This window comes from Streptomyces sp. NBC_01478 (genome assembly GCF_036227225.1).
Taxonomy (GTDB): Bacteria; Actinomycetota; Actinomycetes; order Streptomycetales; family Streptomycetaceae; genus Streptomyces.
Genome location: NZ_CP109444.1, coordinates 1,921,281 through 1,937,248 on the forward strand (window position 1 = coordinate 1,921,281; position 15,968 = coordinate 1,937,248).

The window sequence follows — 15,968 nt, forward strand, 5'->3', positions numbered from 1 at the left end:
GCGCCGGGAAGGACATGACGTTCATGAACGACAACCGAGGCATCACCCGCAGACGGGTACTGACGGGTGCGATCGTGCTGGGCGGCGCCACGCTACTGCCCCGCGCACAGGGCGCGTTCGCGTCCAGTGGCCGGTTCGATCATGCTCCCGCGGCGGCCGCGCTGCGGCGGCTCGTGCCCGACCACCATCGGCAGATCACCCTGCGTCCCGTCACCGGGGAGGGCGACCGGTTCCGTGTCACCGGCCGGACCGGGCAGATCACCGTCGAGGGCACCAGCCCGGCGGTGCTGCTCACCGGCTTTCACACCTACCTCAGGCAGGTCGCACAAGCCTCCGTCTCCTGGAACGGCGAGCAGCTAGACCTTCCCCGGCTGCTGCCCGCGCCCGGCGGGGAGATCAGCGGATCGGCGAACGTGCCGCACCGGTTCGCCTTCAACGACACCAGCGAGGGCTACACGGCGCCGTACCGGAAGTGGGACACATGGGAGCGGGAACTCGACGTGCTCGCGCTGCACGGAGTCAACGCGGTGCTGGTGTACATCGGCGGCGACGCGGTCTACTACGACACGTTCCGGAAGTTCGGCTACTCCGACGCCGAGGTGAGGGCCTGGATTCCCGCCCCGGCCCACCAGCCCTGGTGGCTGCTGCAGAACATGTCCGGTTTCGGCGGCCCGACGCCCCGCAGGCTGATCGAGGAGCGGGCCGCCCTCGCAGAGAAGGTCATCGGCCGCGTGCGGGAGCTGGGTATGACGCCGGTACTGCCAGGCTACTTCGGCACCGTGCCGGACGGGTTCACCGACCGGCACGGAGGCGACGCGACGATCGTCGCACAGGGCACCTGGGGAGCCTTCAAGCGCCCCGACTGGCTCGACCCCCGCACCTCGGCCTTCGCCGAGGTCGCCGCCGGCTTCTACCGGAACCAGGCGCAGCGGTTCGGCGACAGCACGATGTACAAGATGGACTTGCTGCACGAGGGCGGCAACGCCGGTGACGTGCCGGTCGGCGACGCCGCGAAGGCCGTCGAGGCCGCGCTGCAGGCCGCCCACCCGGGTGCCGTGTGGGCGATCCTGGGCTGGCAGACCAACCCGTCGAAGGCGATCCTGGAGGCCGTCGACAAGAGCCGGATGCTGGTCGTCGACGGCCTGTCGGACCGCTACACGACGGTGACCGACCGGGAGAGCGACTGGGGCGGCACCCCGTACGCCTTCGGCAGCATCTGGAACTTCGGCGGCCACACCCCGATCGGCGCCAACGCTCCCGACTGGGTGGACGTGTACCCGAAGTGGCGGGACAAGGAGGGCAGCACGCTCGCCGGGATCGCCGCGATGCCCGAGGCCGCCGACAACAACCATGCCGCCTTCGCGCTCCTGACCGACCTGGCCTGGACGCCCGGCAGCATCGACCTGGACGACTGGTTCGCCGCCTACGCCACATCCCGCTACGGCGCCGCCGACCAGCACGCCGTCACCGCATGGCGGACGATCCGCGACACCGCGTACAACATGACGCGCGCCGACTCCTGGAGCGAGGCCCCCGACGGCCTGTTCGGCGCCCGGCCGAGTCTCGGCGCGAACAAGGCAGCAGCCTGGGGCCCGGAGTCCGACCGATACGACACCACGGTGTTCGACACCGCCCTCACCGAACTGCTGCGCGTCCCCGCCGCGTTGCGCGCCGGCTCCGCCTACCGGTACGACCTGGCCGACGTGGCCCGGCAGGTGCTGTCCAACCGCAGCCGGATACTGCTGCCGCAGATCAAGTCGGCGTACGAAGCCGGGAACCCCGACCGCTTCGACCGGCTGACCTCGGTGTGGCTGGACTGGATGCGGCTGATGGACCGGGTGCTGGCCACCAGCGAGCAGCACCTGCTGGGGAAGTGGCTGGCCGACGCCCGGTCCTGGGGCGCCACCGGAGCCGAGAAGGACCAACTGGAGTACGACGCACGGTCGATCATCACCACCTGGGGCGGCCGCGCGCAGAGCGACGAGGGGCTGCACGACTACGCCAACCGGGAGTGGTCCGGGCTGGTCGGCGGGCTCTATCTGACGCGCTGGCGTACGTACTTCGACGAGTTGTCGGCGGCACTGAAGAAGGGGAAGGAGCCCGCGGCCATCGACTGGTTCGCGCTGGAGGACACCTGGGCGCACCGGCACGACACCTACCCGGTCCGGGCCAGCGGGGACGTCCACCGGCTCGCCGACCTGATCCGCGACACTCTGGCCGTCGACCCCCACCAGACGAACCTGGCCGCCTCCGCCGACCGGGGCTCGCTGTCGGCCGGTCGGCCGGCCACCGTCACCGTGACGTTCACCAACCGCAACGGCTTCGCGGCGGCGACCGGCGTGACGCTGTCGGTCGACCCGCCGGAGGGTATGTCGGCGGAGCCGACCGGCATGGTGACGGCCGCCTCCGTGGCGCCGGGCGAGTCGTTCTCCGCGTCCTTCAGGGTCGCCCTGGCCGGGGCGGCCGCCGGGGAGCCGGTGCCCAGGGTGCCGGTGACGGCGACGTACCGGACGGGCGGCACGGCTGGGTCGGCGATCGCGGCAGTGCGGCTGCTGGTGGGAACGGGTGTCGAGGCGCCGTACCGTACGGCTTCGTTCAACGACGCGGTGTTCGGCGAGTCCGGGGACACGCTGGCCGTCGAGGGCGGCGGCGCGGACCTGTGGGGCGCCACGAACGAGTTCGGCGCGGTCTACCGGGCAGGCGCCTTCGGCGACAGCTCGGTCGCCACAGTGACCGTCACCTCACAGGACGCCACCGGGGGTTGGGCGCGCGCCGGACTCATCGTGCGCAACGACCTGTCGGCCGACGGATCGGCGGGGTACGTCAATCTCGCGGTGACGCCGTCCAACGGGTGCGCGCTGTCGTGGGACACGGACGGGGACGGCCGGTTCGACTCCATCGCGCTCTCCGGGGCGTTCACCCCGCCGGTGCGGCTGCGGCTGACCAGGTCCGGCGGCTCGTACACCGGTGAGTGCAGCACGGACGGCGTCAACTGGACGACGGTCGGCACCGCCACGCCGGGCGGAGCGGCGGACACCCAGGACGCCGGGGTCTTCATGACGGCGGCGAACGGCTGGACCGGCACCCGGGGCGTCGCCGCGTTCGAGGGGCTCACAGTCGCCTGAACGTTCCCATTCAGGTCCATGCTCCGATGGCGCCGCTCCGGCCGAAGATGCCGGCGCGGCGCCGGTGCTTGTGCGAGGCGTCGGGAGATCAGACTCTGGATCACGACCCCGCAAGAAAGCTCAAACGAACCTTTCGCTCAACATTGTCCCTGTTCGTATCGACCAGACACACCGACTGCCACGTCCCCAACTCCAGCCGCCCGCCCACCACCGGCAACGTCGCGTGCGGCGGTACGAAGGCCGGGAGGACGTGGTCGCGGCCGTGGCCGGGACTGCCGTGGCGGTGCTGCCAGCGGTCGTCGGCGGGGAGGAGGGTGTGCAGGGCGGCGAGGAGGTCGTCGTCGCTGCCGGCGCCCGTCTCCAGGATCGCGACACCCGCCGTGGCGTGCGGGACGAAGATGTTGAGGAGGCCGTCACGGCCGGTCGCCGCCTCCCGGAGGAAGGCCTCGCAGTCGCGGGTCAGGTCCATGACCCGCTCCCTGGAACCGGTGGCGACGTTGAGGACTCGGGTGGTGAAGGCGGCTGACATGCCTCCATCCTGACCCATCCCTCAGACCCTCCGCCCGGTCGATCGCCCGGCCCGTGATACGAGGGGTCCAGTCCGCGAGACACCGTTGACCGTGGCACGCCATCTGACCTAGTTTCGGCCGCATGTTGCGTTCAGTTCTGCTCACCACGCGCGGTCACATCGACCTGCTGCGGGTGGCCTCCGCCGCGTGTTGCCGCGGCTGCTGACGCCTTCTTCCGCCTCACCCCCCTGTCTTTTCCCGCACTCCGTCGCGCCCGCGCACACCGTCGTGACGCGGCGGCGTTGAGGCGTTTCCCCTTCCTCACCGGACGCTCTCCCCCACTCCGTGGAGCACCCATGAGCATCAGCCATGCCCCACCAGACTCTTCCGGGCCCGACATTTCCCGTATATCCACCTCGAAGACCGACACGGACGCTCCTTCGCCCCTCGATCTCGTCCCCCTCGTCCCCCTCGTCCCCGCCTCCGCCCGCCGCACCCGTGTCCCCCGCTGGCTGCGTCGCGCCACCGGCCCGCTCGTGCTGCTCGCGCTGTGGCAACTCCTCAGCGGCACAGGTGTGTTGGCCTCCGATGTGCTCGCCTCGCCCGGGCGGATCGCGCACGTCGGCTGGGATCTGATCGACAGTGGTTCGCTGACCTCGGCCATGACCACCTCGCTCCAGCGGGTCGCGATCGGGCTGCTGCTCGGCACCGTCATCGGCACCGGACTCGCCCTGGTCTCCGGCCTGTTCAGGATCGGCGAGGACCTGGTCGACGCCCCCGTGCAGATGCTGCGGACCGTGCCGTTCGTCGGGCTGATCCCGCTGTTCATCATCTGGTTTGGCATCGGCGAGGCCCCCAAGGTCGCCATCATCACGCTCGGGGTGACCTTCCCGCTCTACCTCAACGTCTACTCCGGAATCCGGGGCGTGGACAGCCAGTTGATCGAGGCCGGGGAGTCGCTCGGGCTGTCCCGCCGGGGGCTCGTACGGCATGTGGTGCTGCCGGGCGCGCTGCCCAGCGCGATGACCGGGCTGCGCTACTCCCTCGGCATCGCCTGGCTGGCGCTCGTCTTCGCCGAGCAGATCAACGCGGACGCCGGGATCGGCTTCCTCATGGTGCAGGCGCGGGACTTCCTGCAGACCGACGTGATCGTGGTCTGCCTGATCGTCTACGCCTTCCTCGGCCTGCTGGCCGACTTCGTCGTCCGAACCCTCGAAAGGCTGCTGCTGCAATGGCGACCGACGTTCACGGGCCGGTGACCGCGCGATCGGCGACCGGGTCGCCGGCGACCGCGCAGGCGGTACGGGTCGAGGGGCTGACCCGCTCCTTCGACGGCCGTCCCGTCATCGACAAGCTCCGACTCGACGTACGGCAGGGCGAGTTCGTGGCGCTGCTGGGCCGCAGCGGCTGCGGCAAGTCCACGTTGCTGCGCATCCTCGCCGGGCTGGACCGGGACATCGAGGGCACCGTCCTCGTGCCGCGCCGCAAGGCCGTCGCGTTCCAGGCGCCCCGGCTGATGCCGTGGAAGAAGGTGTGGCGCAACGTCCTGCTCGGACTGCCCGGCAAGCCCGAACGTGCCGTGGCCGAGCGGGTGTTGGCGGAGGTCGGGCTCGGGGACCACGCCGACGCCTGGCCCAAGACGCTGTCCGGCGGTGAGGCGCAGCGCGCCTCGCTGGCCCGTGCCCTGGTGCGCGAGCCCGATCTGCTGCTGCTCGACGAGCCGTTCGGCGCGCTCGACGCGCTCACCCGGATCAAGGCCCAGCGGCTGGTGGGCGAGTTGTGGCAACGGCGGGGCTGCGCCGTCCTGTTGGTGACCCACGACGTCGAGGAGGCCGTGCTGCTGGCCGACCGGGTCCTGGTGATGGACGACGGCGTCATCGCGCACGAGCAGCGCATCGACCTCGACCGGCCGCGCGACATCACCGACCCCCGGTTCGCCGAACTGCGCGCCGGACTCCTGGAACGCCTCGGCGTCGACACCGCCGCCGAAGCCGCCTGAACTCCCCCACGCATCAGCCCAGTCACCGAGAACGGACTCCCCCTCATGCGACGAAGCCTCGTCCCCGCCGCCCTGCTGCTCCCGCTCACCCTCCTGCTCACCGCCTGCGGCGGGAACTCGGCTGCCGAGACCTCGACCGGCACCGACGGCAAGGGCTCCCTCACGCTCAACGTCGGTGACCAGAAAGGCGGTTCGGAGGCGGTGCTGCGGGCCGCCGGTGAACTCAAGAACCTGGACTACAAGATCAAGTGGTCCACGTTCACCTCCGGTCCGCCACTCCTCGAAGCGGTCAACGCCAAGGCCGTCGACATCGGCGGGGTCGGCAACACCCCGCCGGTGTTCGCCGCGGGCGCCGGCTCGAAGATCAAGGTGGTGGCCGCCTGGCACGGCACCTCCGAGGGCGACGCCGTCCTCGTGCCGAAGGGCTCGAAGCTCACCTCGCCGCAGCAGCTCAAGGGCAAGTCCATAGCCGTGGCGCAGGGTTCGTCCGCGCACTTCCAACTGGTCGCCTCCCTCAAGGCGGCGGGGCTCTCGCTGAGCGACGTCAAGGTGAAGTACCTCCAACCGGCCGACGCGCTGGCCGCGTTCACCTCCGGCAAGGTCGACGCGTGGGCGGTGTGGGACCCGTACACCTCGCAGATCCTCCAGGCCGAGCAGGGCCGCGTCCTCACCACCGGCCAGGGCGTGACGAACGGCCTCACCTTCCAGGTGGCGGCGCCCGGCGCGCTGGCGGACAAGAAGAAGGCCGCCGCCGTCAAGGACTACCTGGACCGGCTGCGGCGGGCCCAGACATGGGTGTTCTCCCACCAGGAGGCGTGGGCCAAGGTGTGGTCGAAGGACACCGGGCTGCCGTACGAGGTGGCGCTGGCGTCGGTGAAGCGGACCAACTCGACCCGGGTCTCGGTCGCCGTCGACAAGCCGCTCATCGCCTCGGAGCAGCAGATCGCCGACACCTTCACCCAACTCGAGCTGATCCCGCGGAAGGTGGACTTCGCCGAGTTCGTGGACACGCGCTACAACGGCACGTTGCCGGCCTCCACCTCCGCGCCGCGCACCACGGGAGGTTCGTGACATGGGCGTGCGTCTGCACTGGTTCCTGCCGACGGGCGGCGACGGCCGTACGCTCGTCGACCGGCACGCCTACGGGCCCAACCGCGCGGGGGCGGTCCGCGGGGTGCGGCCGCCGGACATCGAGTACCTGGCCCAAATCGCCAAGGCAGCCGAGCAGTTGGGCTTCGAGGCGGTGCTCACCCCGACCGGCACGTGGTGCGAGGACGCCTGGCTGACCACCGTGGCGCTCGCGCAGCACACCGAGCGGCTGAAGTTCCTGGTGGCGTTCCGGCCCGGGGTGATCTCGCCGACGCTGGCCGCGCAGATGGCGGCGACCTATCAACGCCTCACGCGCGGGCGGCTGTTGCTCAACGTCGTCACCGGTGGCGACTCGGCCGAGCAGCGACGCTTCGGCGACCGTCTCGACCACGATCAGCGGTATGCCCGTACGGACGAGTTCCTGTCGGTCGTACGAGGGGTGTGGCGGGGAGAGCCGTACGACTTCGACGGTGTCCACTACCGGGTCGAGGGCGGGCTCACCGCGCTGCCGCCCGATCCGGTGCCGCAGGTGTTCTTCGGCGGGTCGTCAGCGGCCGCCGGGCCGGTGGCCGCCCGGCATGCGGACGTGTATCTCACCTGGGGAGAACCGCCCGCGCAGGTCAAGGAGAAGATCGACTGGATTCGCGGGCTGGCCTAGCGGGAGGGGCGGGACGTGCGGTTCGGGGTGCGGCTGCACACCATCTCGCGGGACTCGTCGGCCGAGGCGTGGGCGACCGCGAACCGGCTGCTCGACGACCTCGACGCGGACACGATCGCGGCGGCGCAGACCGCGCTCGGGCGCAGTGAGTCGGTGGGGCAGCAGCGGATGCTTGCGTTGCACGGCGGTTCGCGGGACGAGCTGGAGATCCACCCGAACCTGTGGGCGGGGGTCGGTCTCGTCCGGGGCGGCGCGGGCACGGCGCTCGTCGGCAGCCATGCCGAGGTCGCCGATCTGATCGAGGAGTACCACTCGCTGGGCGTCGAGCACTTCGTGCTGTCCGGGTACCCGCATCTGGAGGAGGCGTACTGGTTCGGCGAGGGCGTGATTCCCGAGCTGGCGGCGCGCGGGCTGGTCGAGGGGGCGGCGCGGGCGGGAGTGCCGTTCCTGGTGGGCAGCGGGCGGTGAGCGCGCGGGAAGATCCACGGCCCCGGTGCTGTTCGTAGAAGCGTGAACAACACCCGTGAGGTCGACGTGGTCGTCATAGGCGCCGGGCAGGCCGGACTGGCCGGCGCCTATCACCTGCGGCGCACCGGTTTCGAGCCGGAGCGCGACTTCGTGGTGCTGGACCACGCGCCCGCGCCGGGCGGTGCCTGGCAGTTCCGGTGGCCGTCCTTGACGTACGGCAAGGTGCACGGAATGCACGCGCTGCCGGGCATGGAACTCACCGACGCCGATCCGGCCCGCCCGTCCGCCGAGGTGATCGCCGAGTACTTCGCCGCCTACGAGCAGGCCTTCGACCTGCGGGTGCGACGGCCGGTGGACGTGAAGGCCGTACGAGAAGGGGCTGACGGTCGGCTGCTCGTCGAGACGTCCGACGGTGTCTGGTCGACGCGGGCGCTGATCAATGCGACGGGTACCTGGGACCGGCCGTTCTGGCCGCGCTATCCGGGTCAAGAGACGTTCCGGGGGCGGCAGTTGCACACCGCGCAGTATCCGGGGCCCGAGGAGTTCGCCGGGTTGCGGGTGGTCGTGGTGGGCGGCGGCGCGTCCGGCACCCAGCACCTGATGGAACTGGCCCCCTACGCCGCGGCGACGACATGGGTGACCCGGCGTCCGCCGGTGTTCCGCGAGGGGCCCTTCAGCGAGGACGTGGGGCGGGCGGCCGTAGCACTGGTGGAGGAGCGGGTGCGGCAGGGGCTGCCGCCGAAGAGTGTCGTCTCCGTGACCGGGCTGCCGCTGAACGACGCCATCCGGCAGGCGATCGCGGACGGGGTCCTGGACCGGCAGCCGATGTTCGACCGGATCACGCCGGACGGGGTGGACTGGGACGACGGCCGGCATGTGGACGCCGATGTCATCCTGTGGGCAACGGGGTTCCGGGCGGCGATCGACCATCTGGCCCCGCTGAAGCTGCGCGGTCCGGGCGGCGGCATCCGCCTCGACGGCACCCGCGTGGCCGCGGACCCGCGCGTCCACCTGGTCGGCTACGGCCCGTCGGCCAGCACGATCGGCGCGAACCGGGCGGGGCGTGCGGCGGTACGGGACATCAGACGGCTGCTGGCCGGGGAGCCGGTCGCGGCCTGAGGTCGTTCCGGCGGGGGCGGTTCACGGGATCGGTCGCTGCCTGGCGCTGTGCCGTCCAGGCCGCTTCGCGGGCCGAGGGGCAACGTCCTCGCCGAAGGCACACATGCCGTCGCACCAGCACACCGTCCCCGAACGCCTCCGCACAGCCCCACGAGACATCAGGCGGCCGTCGGCCCGAGAGCGAGCGCCGCCTGACGTCGTCCTGAGCAGGTCACTTCGTGGGCGGTGCGCTGCTCTTCTGGGCCGCGTTGAACTCGGCGACGTTGCGCTGGTGTTCCTCGTAGGTGGCCGCGAAGCGGGTGTCGCCGGGCTTGACCGTGACGAAGTACAGCCAGTCGCCCGGGGGCGGGTTGATCGCGGCGCGCATCGCGTCCTCGCCCGGGTTGTCGATCGGGGTGGGCGGTAGGCCCATGCGCTGGTAGGAGTTGTAGGGGCTGTCGAGGCGGGTGTCGCTGGTGGTGGTCTTCAACGTGGCGCGGTTGAGCGCGTAGTTGATGGTCGAGTCCATCTGCAACGGCATCCCGCGTTCGAGGCGGTTGAAGATGACCCGGGCCACCTTCCCCATGTCCGCCGTGGAGGCGGCCTCGGCCTGCACGATGCTCGCGATGGTGACGGCCTGGTAGACGTTCATCGCGTTGCGCTGGGCGCCGGCCGCGACCGGGGCGCCGTTGAACTTCCGGTTCGCGGTGTTGACCATGAACGACAGCAGCGACGCGGGCGTCGACTTCTTCTCCAGCGGATACGTCGCCGGGAAGAGATATCCCTCGGGGTTGCCCTCCGCGTCGTTCGGCAGCTTCAGGCCGGATTTCGCGATCGACTTCTTGGTGGTACCGACCGGCAGCGCGAGGGCCTTGTCGACGGCTTCGTAGATCTGGCCCGAGCGCCAGCCCTCCGGGATCACCAGGGACGTGGGCCTTGAGTCCCCCTCGGTCTCCAGGCTCAGCAGCGGCACCGCCACGGCGGTGCCGGCCACGACGGCCCCGGTCGCGATGAGGGCGACCCGGCCCCTGCGGGTCAGTCGAATCGTGCTCCGTGGCGGAGTGTTCATCTGCATGCGGGCACGGTAACCCGCATATCGCCACAAACCCGGCATATCTTCAGCTTGTCGGTTCCAGTTGGGCATCCCGGCGTACCAGGGCCGCGTACCGCCCGTCCTGGTCGAGCAGTTCTTCGTGCGTGCCCCGCTCCGCCACATGCCCGGAGTCGAGGACCACGATCTGGTCGGCGCTGCGGATGGTGGACAGCCGGTGGGCGATGGTGAGCGTGGTGCGGTTGGCCGACAGGGCGTCGATGGCGTCCTGGACGGCGGCCTCGGTGCGGTTGTCCAGCGCGCTGGTCGCCTCGTCCAGGATGAGGACCGGCGGGTCGCGCAGGATCGTGCGGGCGATGGCCAGGCGCTGCTTCTCGCCGCCGGAGAACCGGTGTCCGCGCTCGCCGACGACCGTGTCGTATCCGTCGGGCAGGCCCGCGATGTGTTCGTGGATCTGCGCCGCGCGCGCCGCCGTGTGCAGCTCCTCGTCGGTGGCGTCCGGCTTGGCGAAGCGGAGGTTGTCGGCGACCGAGGCGTGGAAGAGGTACGTCTCCTGGGAGACGACGCCGACGGCCCGCGCGAGCGTGTCGAAGTCCAGGTCGCGGACGTCGACCCCGTCGAGGGTGACCCGGCCGCCCGTCACGTCGTAGAGCCGGGGCACGAGATAGCCGAGGGTCGACTTTCCGGCGCCGGTCGGGCCGACGATCGCGAGGCTGTTGCCGGCCGGGACGGTGATGTCGACGCCGTCGAGGATGGCGCCGCTCTTGTCGTCGTAGTGGAACTCGACGTCCTGGAAGGCGACTTCGCCCTTGATGGTGTCGAGGTGGACCGGGTTCTCGCGCTCGGTGATGTCGATCGGGAGGTCGAGGTACTCGAAGATGCGGGCGAAGAGGGCCAGCGAGGTCTGGATCTGGACGCCGGTCGACAGCAGGCTGACGGCCGGGCGGAACAGGCCCTGCTGGAGCGAGACGAAGGCGACGATGGTGCCGATCGAGGCGTCCGGGCCACCCAGGTGGAGGGTCATGCCGGCGGTCCAGTAGATGACGGCGGGCATCGCGGCCATCACGATCGAGATGACGGCCATGCGCCAGCGGCCGGCCATGTTCGACCGGACTTCGAGGTCGACGAGCCCCTCGGACTCCTCGGAGAAGGACCGGGTGAGCGAGTCGGAGCGGCCCATGGTGCGGCCGAGCAGGATGCCGCTGACGGACAGCGACTCGGTGACCGTGGCGGCCATCTCGGCCATCTGGCGCTGGCGCTGGGTGGCGATCTTCTTGCGTTCGTTGCCCACCCGGCGGCTGATCCACACGAAGACCGGGAGCAGCAGCAGCGAGACGACGGTCAGGCGCCAGTCCAGGGCGATCATCGCGATGATCGTGGCGACCACGCTGGTGAGGTTGGAGACCAGGGAGGTGGCCGTGGAGGTGACGGTGGCCTGCATGCCGCCGATGTCGTTGGCTATGCGGGACTGGACCTCGCCGGTGCGGGTCCGGGTGAAGAAGGCGAGCGACATGCGCTGCAGCCGGCCGTAGACCGCTGTGCGCAGGTCGTGCATGACGCGCTGGCCGACCGTCGTGGAGATCAGGGTCTGCAGCACGCCGAAGATGCTGGTCAGGACGGCGCTCAGGATCATGCCGAGCGCGAGCAGGCTCAGCAGACCGGTGCGGCCCTGCGGGATGGCGACGTCCAGCGTCTCCTTCAGCAGGAACGGGGTCGCCACGGTGACCAGGGACGCGGCACCGACCAGGAGGCCGACGACCGCGAGCCGGGCGCGGTAGGGCTTGAAGAGCTTGAGGATGCGGCGCACCTGCCGGGGTTGGTCGGTCGAGGTGCCGGGGGACGGTGTCCACTTGATGTCGTCGCGGGGCATGGTCTCCTACGGATGGTGAGGCGATCAGGACTGGTCAGGCGCTCAGAACTCGTGGAGCGACGAGACCTGATGGAGCATAGCTCATTGTTACCTATACTCACAATGAACCAGGTCCTGATATTGTTCCCGTATGACCACCCCCGATTCCGACGGGCTCCTCGCGGAGCAGTTGCTGCGGCTCACCCGCAGGGTTCACCGCATCCAGAAGCGCCATCTGGAGCAGCGCGACCTCGGCATCACCCCGGCCCAGTCCCGCCTGCTGCGCACCCTCGCGCACTTCGGCTCGCCGCCCCGCATGGCCGACCTCGCCGAGCGCCTCGAGGTGGTCCCGCGCGCCGTGACGACACTGGTCGACGGCCTGGAGGCGAACGGCAAGGTACGGCGGGTGCCCGACCCGTCCAACCGGCGGGTGATCCGGATCGAGATCACGGACGACGGCCGCAAGGCGCTGAGCGAGCTGCGCAGCGCCCGCCGAGGTGCGGCGGACGAGATCCTGGCACCGCTCACGGATGTGGAGCGCGAGGTGTTGCGGACCTTGCTGGACACGCTGGTGGACGGAGCGCCCGGCGCCCATGAGGGGCACGGGCGGCCCTGCTGACCACGGGCGGTCGCGAGGGCTTCACGCCGGCCGGTTCGAGCCCTTGATCTCCACTCCGGCCCGTTCGAGCCCTTGATCCTCACTCCGGCCAGTTCGAGTCCTTGATCTTCTCGACGAAGTCGCCCCGCACGAAGCCGGGTACGAAGTGGGCCAGCACATCCGCCTTGATGTTGCCGAACGTGGTCTCGGGGCGGTCCTTGATGCCCTCGGTGAAGGCGGCGAGGATGCCGTTCTTGAAGTCCGGGCGGGGGTGCGCCGCCACGACGGCAGCGCGCTGTTCGTCGGAGACGGCGTCGTAGCCGATGCCCACGACGTCCAGTCCGACACCCCGGTTGACCAGGGCGATCTCGGCCGACATGTGCAATGGGATCTCCTGGGTGGTGTGCAGCGCGATGCTCGCCCAGACTCGGTCGGCCGGTTCACCGGTGATGCCGTGGGCATGCAGGAACCGGCGGGCCTCGTCGGCGCCGTCGATCTCGAAGCGCTGGTCGGTGCGGCGGAACCTCTCGGTGAGTCCGAGGTCGTGGAACATCGCGGCCACGTAGAGCAGTTCGGGGTCGTAGTCGATGCCCTGCTCCCGGCCGCGCAGGGCTCCCCAGAGGAACACCCGCCGGGAGTGGTCGTACAGCAACGGTGACGTGGCCTCGCGCACCAGCTCGGTCGCCTCGCGCGCCAGCACGCTGTCCGGGATCTCCACGCCTGCGATCACTTCACTCATCGTCGTTCCCTCTCCTCGATCTCTTCTCTCCATGGGCTGTGTCTCCAGGATCGGCGGCGGCGTACGCTGGAGCCATGTCCTCACGGCCACATAAACCACAGATTCAGACACAGCTCCAGGGATGACGCACCGGGTCGGATTCCTCGTCTTCGACGGCGTGACCATGCTCGACGTCAGCGGTCCCGCCGAGGTGCTGCACCAGTCGGGCCGGCTCGGCCACCCCTACGAGCTGGCGCTGATCTCTCCCCACGGCGGCGCGGTCACCGCGGCCAACGGGCTGACGCTGACCGGCACGGTGACCGCGGTCGACGCCGGACCGGTCGACACGGTCGTGGTCACGGGAGGCGACCGGCTCGCTCAACAGCCCGCCGAGGAAGCCCTGTTGACCGCGGCCCGCGTCCTCACCGACCACTCCGCCCGGGTCACGTCCGTCTGCACGGGCGCCTTCCTCCTCGCCCAACTCGGCCTGCTCGACGGCCGTTCGGCCACGACCCACTGGCGGCAGGCCGAGACACTGGCCCGCCGTTACCCCCTGGTGCGCGTCGAACCGGACGCCATCCACGTCCGCGACGGCCGCTTCGTCACCTCGGCAGGCATCAGCGCCGGGATCGACCTGGCACTCGCCCTCGTCGAGGACGACCACGGAGCGGACGTGGCCAGGGACATCGCGCGCGAGCTGGTCGTCTTCATGCAACGCCCGGGCGGGCAGTCGCAGTTCTCCACCGCCACCGCGACCCGGCCACCGCGCACCGATCCGCTACGGTCGCTGATCGCGTCCGTGCTGGCCGACCCGGCCGGCGACCACAGCCTGCCCGCCATGGCGGCGACGGCGGCCGTCAGCCCCCGCCACCTGACGCGACTCTTCCGCACCGAACTCGGCACCACGCCCGCCCGCTGGGTCGAACGGGTCCGGCTCGACCGCGCCCAGCATCTCCTCCTCGAAGGCCACAGCGTCACCTCCGCGGCACACCAGAGCGGGCTCGGCACCGACGAGTCCCTGCGCCGCGCCTTCGCCCGCCACTTGGACACGACACCGACGCACTATCGCAGTCGGTTCGCCAGCACGCGCCGCCCGTCACCGATGCCCTGAGCCGTGACCGGCCGGCTTCGGCTCGGGTCATGCCTTCGCGGAAGGGTGCGTTGGCGCCGTAGTGGCACGGAGTCCTGTCAGCAACGCGGCCAGGATGCGGGTCAGTTGGGGTTCGACGTCGACCAGGGCATGCGCCAACTCGGGGCGGGTTTCGTAGAGCGTGCGGAGGCGGGTACCGGGGGCGGCCATCTGCAGCAGCGCCCCGGCCATGCTCGTCGCCGTGGCGATCACGTCGATGGCCGAGCGCTCGGTGATCGCGAGCATCCGGCACAACTCGGTTGCCACCGCGGCGACTTCGCCGAGTGCGACCGTCTTGAACTCGTACACCGACTCGAGTGAGACGTTGCGTTCCAGGTTCAACGGCGCCTGGGCGAGCAGGTCGCAGAAGAACGGCCGCGCGACCAGCGACTGCGCGATGGCGGCGGCGACCATGTCGGAGTCCCCGTCGGCGAGTTCGCGCAACCGCGCGCGGAGCGCCGCCGACCAGTCCTCCCAGCCTTCTGCGGTCAACGCCAGGAAGATCTGCTCCCGGGTCTCGAAGTACCGCAGCATGGCGGACTTGTGCATGCCGACGGCGGCGGCGATGTCCGTGAGGGTGACCTCGCGCACGCTGCGCTCGGCGCCGAGGGCCCGAGCGGCGTCGAGGATCGCTCGCTCTCGCTGTTGCTTGGCCGCCGCACTGCGGGCGCGCTGGGGACCGGGCGTGCTCATGCCGCACAGCATAGCGCAACCCGGTTGCACTAATAACGAAACAGTGTTTTGCTAGAGCCATGACTCAGACATGGTTCATCACCGGTTCGTCCCGCGGCTTCGGCCGCAACCTCACCGTCGCCGCCCTGGAGGCCGGCGACCGGGTCGTCGCCACGGCACGCAAGCCGGAGCAGTTGGACGACCTCGTGGAGAAGTACGGCGACCGCGTACTGCCGGTCGCACTCGACGTCACCGACCGGACGGCCGCAACGGCCGCTCTACAGGCGGGAGTCGACCGCTTCGGCGGGATCGACGTGGTCGTGAACAACGCCGGATACGCCAACCTCTCCCCGGTCGAGACGACACCCGAGGACGACTTCCGCCGACAGTTCGACACGAACTTCTGGGGGGTCTACAACGTCTCGACGGCGGCGCTCCCGTTCCTCAAGGCGCAGGGCGCGGGCACGGTCGTGCAGTTCTCGTCCGTCGGCGGTCGGGTCGGCGGGAATCCCGGGCTCGGGTCGTACCAGGCGGCCAAGTTCGCGGTCGACGGCTTCACGCGCGTGCTCGCGGCCGAGACCGCGCCGTTCGGCATCAGGTACCTCGTCGTGGAACCGGGTGGCTTCGCGACCGACTGGGCCGGCTCGTCGATGCAGATCCCGGAGGTTCCGCCGGAGTACGACGAGACAGTCGGCGCGGTGATCCGCCTCTTCGACGGTCCCGTGACCGCCGCGGGCGACCCGAAGCGGGCCGGGGAGATCCTGGTCCGGCTCGTCAAGCAGCCGAACCTGCCCTCCCATCTCCTCCTGGGCGTCATCGCGGTCGAGATGGCGCAGAGCTATTCACGCGACCAGATCGCCCAGGCGGCCACATGGGAATCGGTGAGCCGCTCGGCCGACTTCGACCAGGACTACCCGGTCGACCTCGCGTAGCCAGAAGAACGGGCCGCGACTCCCCCACCGTAAAGACGGAGCAGGAGCCGCAGCCCGCCACGACGAACCGACT

At 70.5% G+C, this 15,968-nt stretch carries 14 protein-coding genes and 1 pseudogene; 10 read left to right on the forward strand and 5 right to left on the reverse strand.

The features are described 5' to 3' along the window. The first annotated feature begins 23 nt into the window (after nucleotides 1-23). Nucleotides 24-3,125 carry an alpha-N-acetylglucosaminidase TIM-barrel domain-containing protein gene (locus OG223_RS08650; protein ID WP_329244750.1) on the forward strand — a complete coding sequence of 1,034 codons (3,102 nt, stop codon included), beginning with the start codon at nucleotides 24-26 and terminating at the stop codon, nucleotides 3,123-3,125. Between the two features lie 100 nt (nucleotides 3,126-3,225). Here the strand turns inward: OG223_RS08650 and OG223_RS08655 are convergent, their stop codons facing one another. Beyond that, nucleotides 3,226-3,654: a secondary thiamine-phosphate synthase enzyme YjbQ gene (locus OG223_RS08655; RefSeq protein WP_329244753.1), complete on the reverse strand. Its 429-nt coding sequence runs from the start codon at nucleotides 3,652-3,654 to the stop codon at nucleotides 3,226-3,228. 122 nt (nucleotides 3,655-3,776) lie between these two features. Here OG223_RS08655 and OG223_RS08660 point away from each other — a divergent pair, with 122 nt between their 5' ends. The 6 genes and pseudogenes from OG223_RS08660 (at nucleotide 3,777) to OG223_RS08685 (ending at nucleotide 8,967) form a co-directional block, all read left to right on the forward strand. Then, nucleotides 3,777-3,860: a putative leader peptide gene (locus OG223_RS08660; RefSeq protein ID WP_315986669.1), complete on the forward strand. Its 84-nt coding sequence runs from the start codon at nucleotides 3,777-3,779 to the stop codon at nucleotides 3,858-3,860. 130 nt (nucleotides 3,861-3,990) lie between these two features. Then, a complete protein-coding gene (locus OG223_RS08665) occupies nucleotides 3,991-4,893 on the forward strand; it encodes an ABC transporter permease (RefSeq protein ID WP_329244755.1) in 903 nt (300 codons plus the stop codon). Then, nucleotides 4,866-5,633, forward strand: coding sequence for an ABC transporter ATP-binding protein (locus OG223_RS08670; RefSeq protein WP_329244757.1), 768 nt, complete (start codon nucleotides 4,866-4,868; stop codon nucleotides 5,631-5,633). Before OG223_RS08665 ends, OG223_RS08670 begins: the two co-directional genes overlap by 28 nt. A gap of 45 nt (nucleotides 5,634-5,678) precedes the next feature. Continuing rightward, nucleotides 5,679-6,704 carry an ABC transporter substrate-binding protein gene (locus OG223_RS08675; protein WP_329244760.1) on the forward strand — a complete coding sequence of 342 codons (1,026 nt, stop codon included), beginning with the start codon at nucleotides 5,679-5,681 and terminating at the stop codon, nucleotides 6,702-6,704. 1 nt (nucleotide 6,705) lies between these two features. Further along, nucleotides 6,706-7,848, forward strand: a pseudogene (locus OG223_RS08680) (LLM class flavin-dependent oxidoreductase). Nucleotides 7,849-7,890: 42 nt separating this feature from the next. Next, complete coding sequence (locus OG223_RS08685) at nucleotides 7,891-8,967, forward strand: NAD(P)-binding domain-containing protein (RefSeq protein WP_329244763.1); 1,077 nt, start codon at nucleotides 7,891-7,893, stop codon at nucleotides 8,965-8,967. 211 nt (nucleotides 8,968-9,178) lie between these two features. Here OG223_RS08685 and mltG read toward each other — a convergent pair whose 3' ends face one another. Together mltG and OG223_RS08695 are read right to left on the reverse strand one after the other, a co-directional pair. Further along, on the reverse strand, nucleotides 9,179-10,021 hold the full coding sequence (mltG, locus tag OG223_RS08690) for an endolytic transglycosylase MltG (RefSeq protein ID WP_329244766.1): 843 nt from the start codon (nucleotides 10,019-10,021) through the stop codon (nucleotides 9,179-9,181). Nucleotides 10,022-10,064: 43 nt separating this feature from the next. Continuing rightward, nucleotides 10,065-11,867, reverse strand: a complete 1,803-nt coding sequence (locus OG223_RS08695; protein WP_329244769.1) for an ABC transporter ATP-binding protein — start codon at nucleotides 11,865-11,867, stop codon at nucleotides 10,065-10,067. A gap of 130 nt (nucleotides 11,868-11,997) precedes the next feature. Here OG223_RS08695 and OG223_RS08700 point away from each other — a divergent pair, with 130 nt between their 5' ends. Beyond that, nucleotides 11,998-12,465, forward strand: coding sequence for a MarR family winged helix-turn-helix transcriptional regulator (locus OG223_RS08700; protein WP_329244772.1), 468 nt, complete (start codon nucleotides 11,998-12,000; stop codon nucleotides 12,463-12,465). A gap of 79 nt (nucleotides 12,466-12,544) precedes the next feature. On the opposite strand, the gene OG223_RS08705 is transcribed toward OG223_RS08700, so the two are convergent. Then, on the reverse strand, nucleotides 12,545-13,183 hold the full coding sequence (locus OG223_RS08705; RefSeq protein WP_329244775.1) for an HD domain-containing protein: 639 nt from the start codon (nucleotides 13,181-13,183) through the stop codon (nucleotides 12,545-12,547). Between the two features lie 121 nt (nucleotides 13,184-13,304). On the opposite strand from OG223_RS08705, the gene OG223_RS08710 reads away from it, so the two are divergent. Beyond that, nucleotides 13,305-14,273, forward strand: coding sequence for a GlxA family transcriptional regulator (locus tag OG223_RS08710; protein WP_329244778.1), 969 nt, complete (start codon nucleotides 13,305-13,307; stop codon nucleotides 14,271-14,273). 27 nt (nucleotides 14,274-14,300) lie between these two features. Here OG223_RS08710 and OG223_RS08715 read toward each other — a convergent pair whose 3' ends face one another. Then, the gene (locus OG223_RS08715; RefSeq protein ID WP_329244781.1) at nucleotides 14,301-14,984 is read right to left on the reverse strand and encodes a TetR family transcriptional regulator; all 684 of its coding nucleotides are present in this window, start codon (nucleotides 14,982-14,984) and stop codon (nucleotides 14,301-14,303) included. A 59-nt stretch (nucleotides 14,985-15,043) separates the two neighbouring features. Between OG223_RS08715 and OG223_RS08720 the strand changes: the two genes are divergently transcribed. Then, the gene (locus OG223_RS08720) at nucleotides 15,044-15,895 is read left to right on the forward strand and encodes an SDR family NAD(P)-dependent oxidoreductase (protein ID WP_329244784.1); all 852 of its coding nucleotides are present in this window, start codon (nucleotides 15,044-15,046) and stop codon (nucleotides 15,893-15,895) included. Nucleotides 15,896-15,968 lie beyond the last annotated feature (73 nt).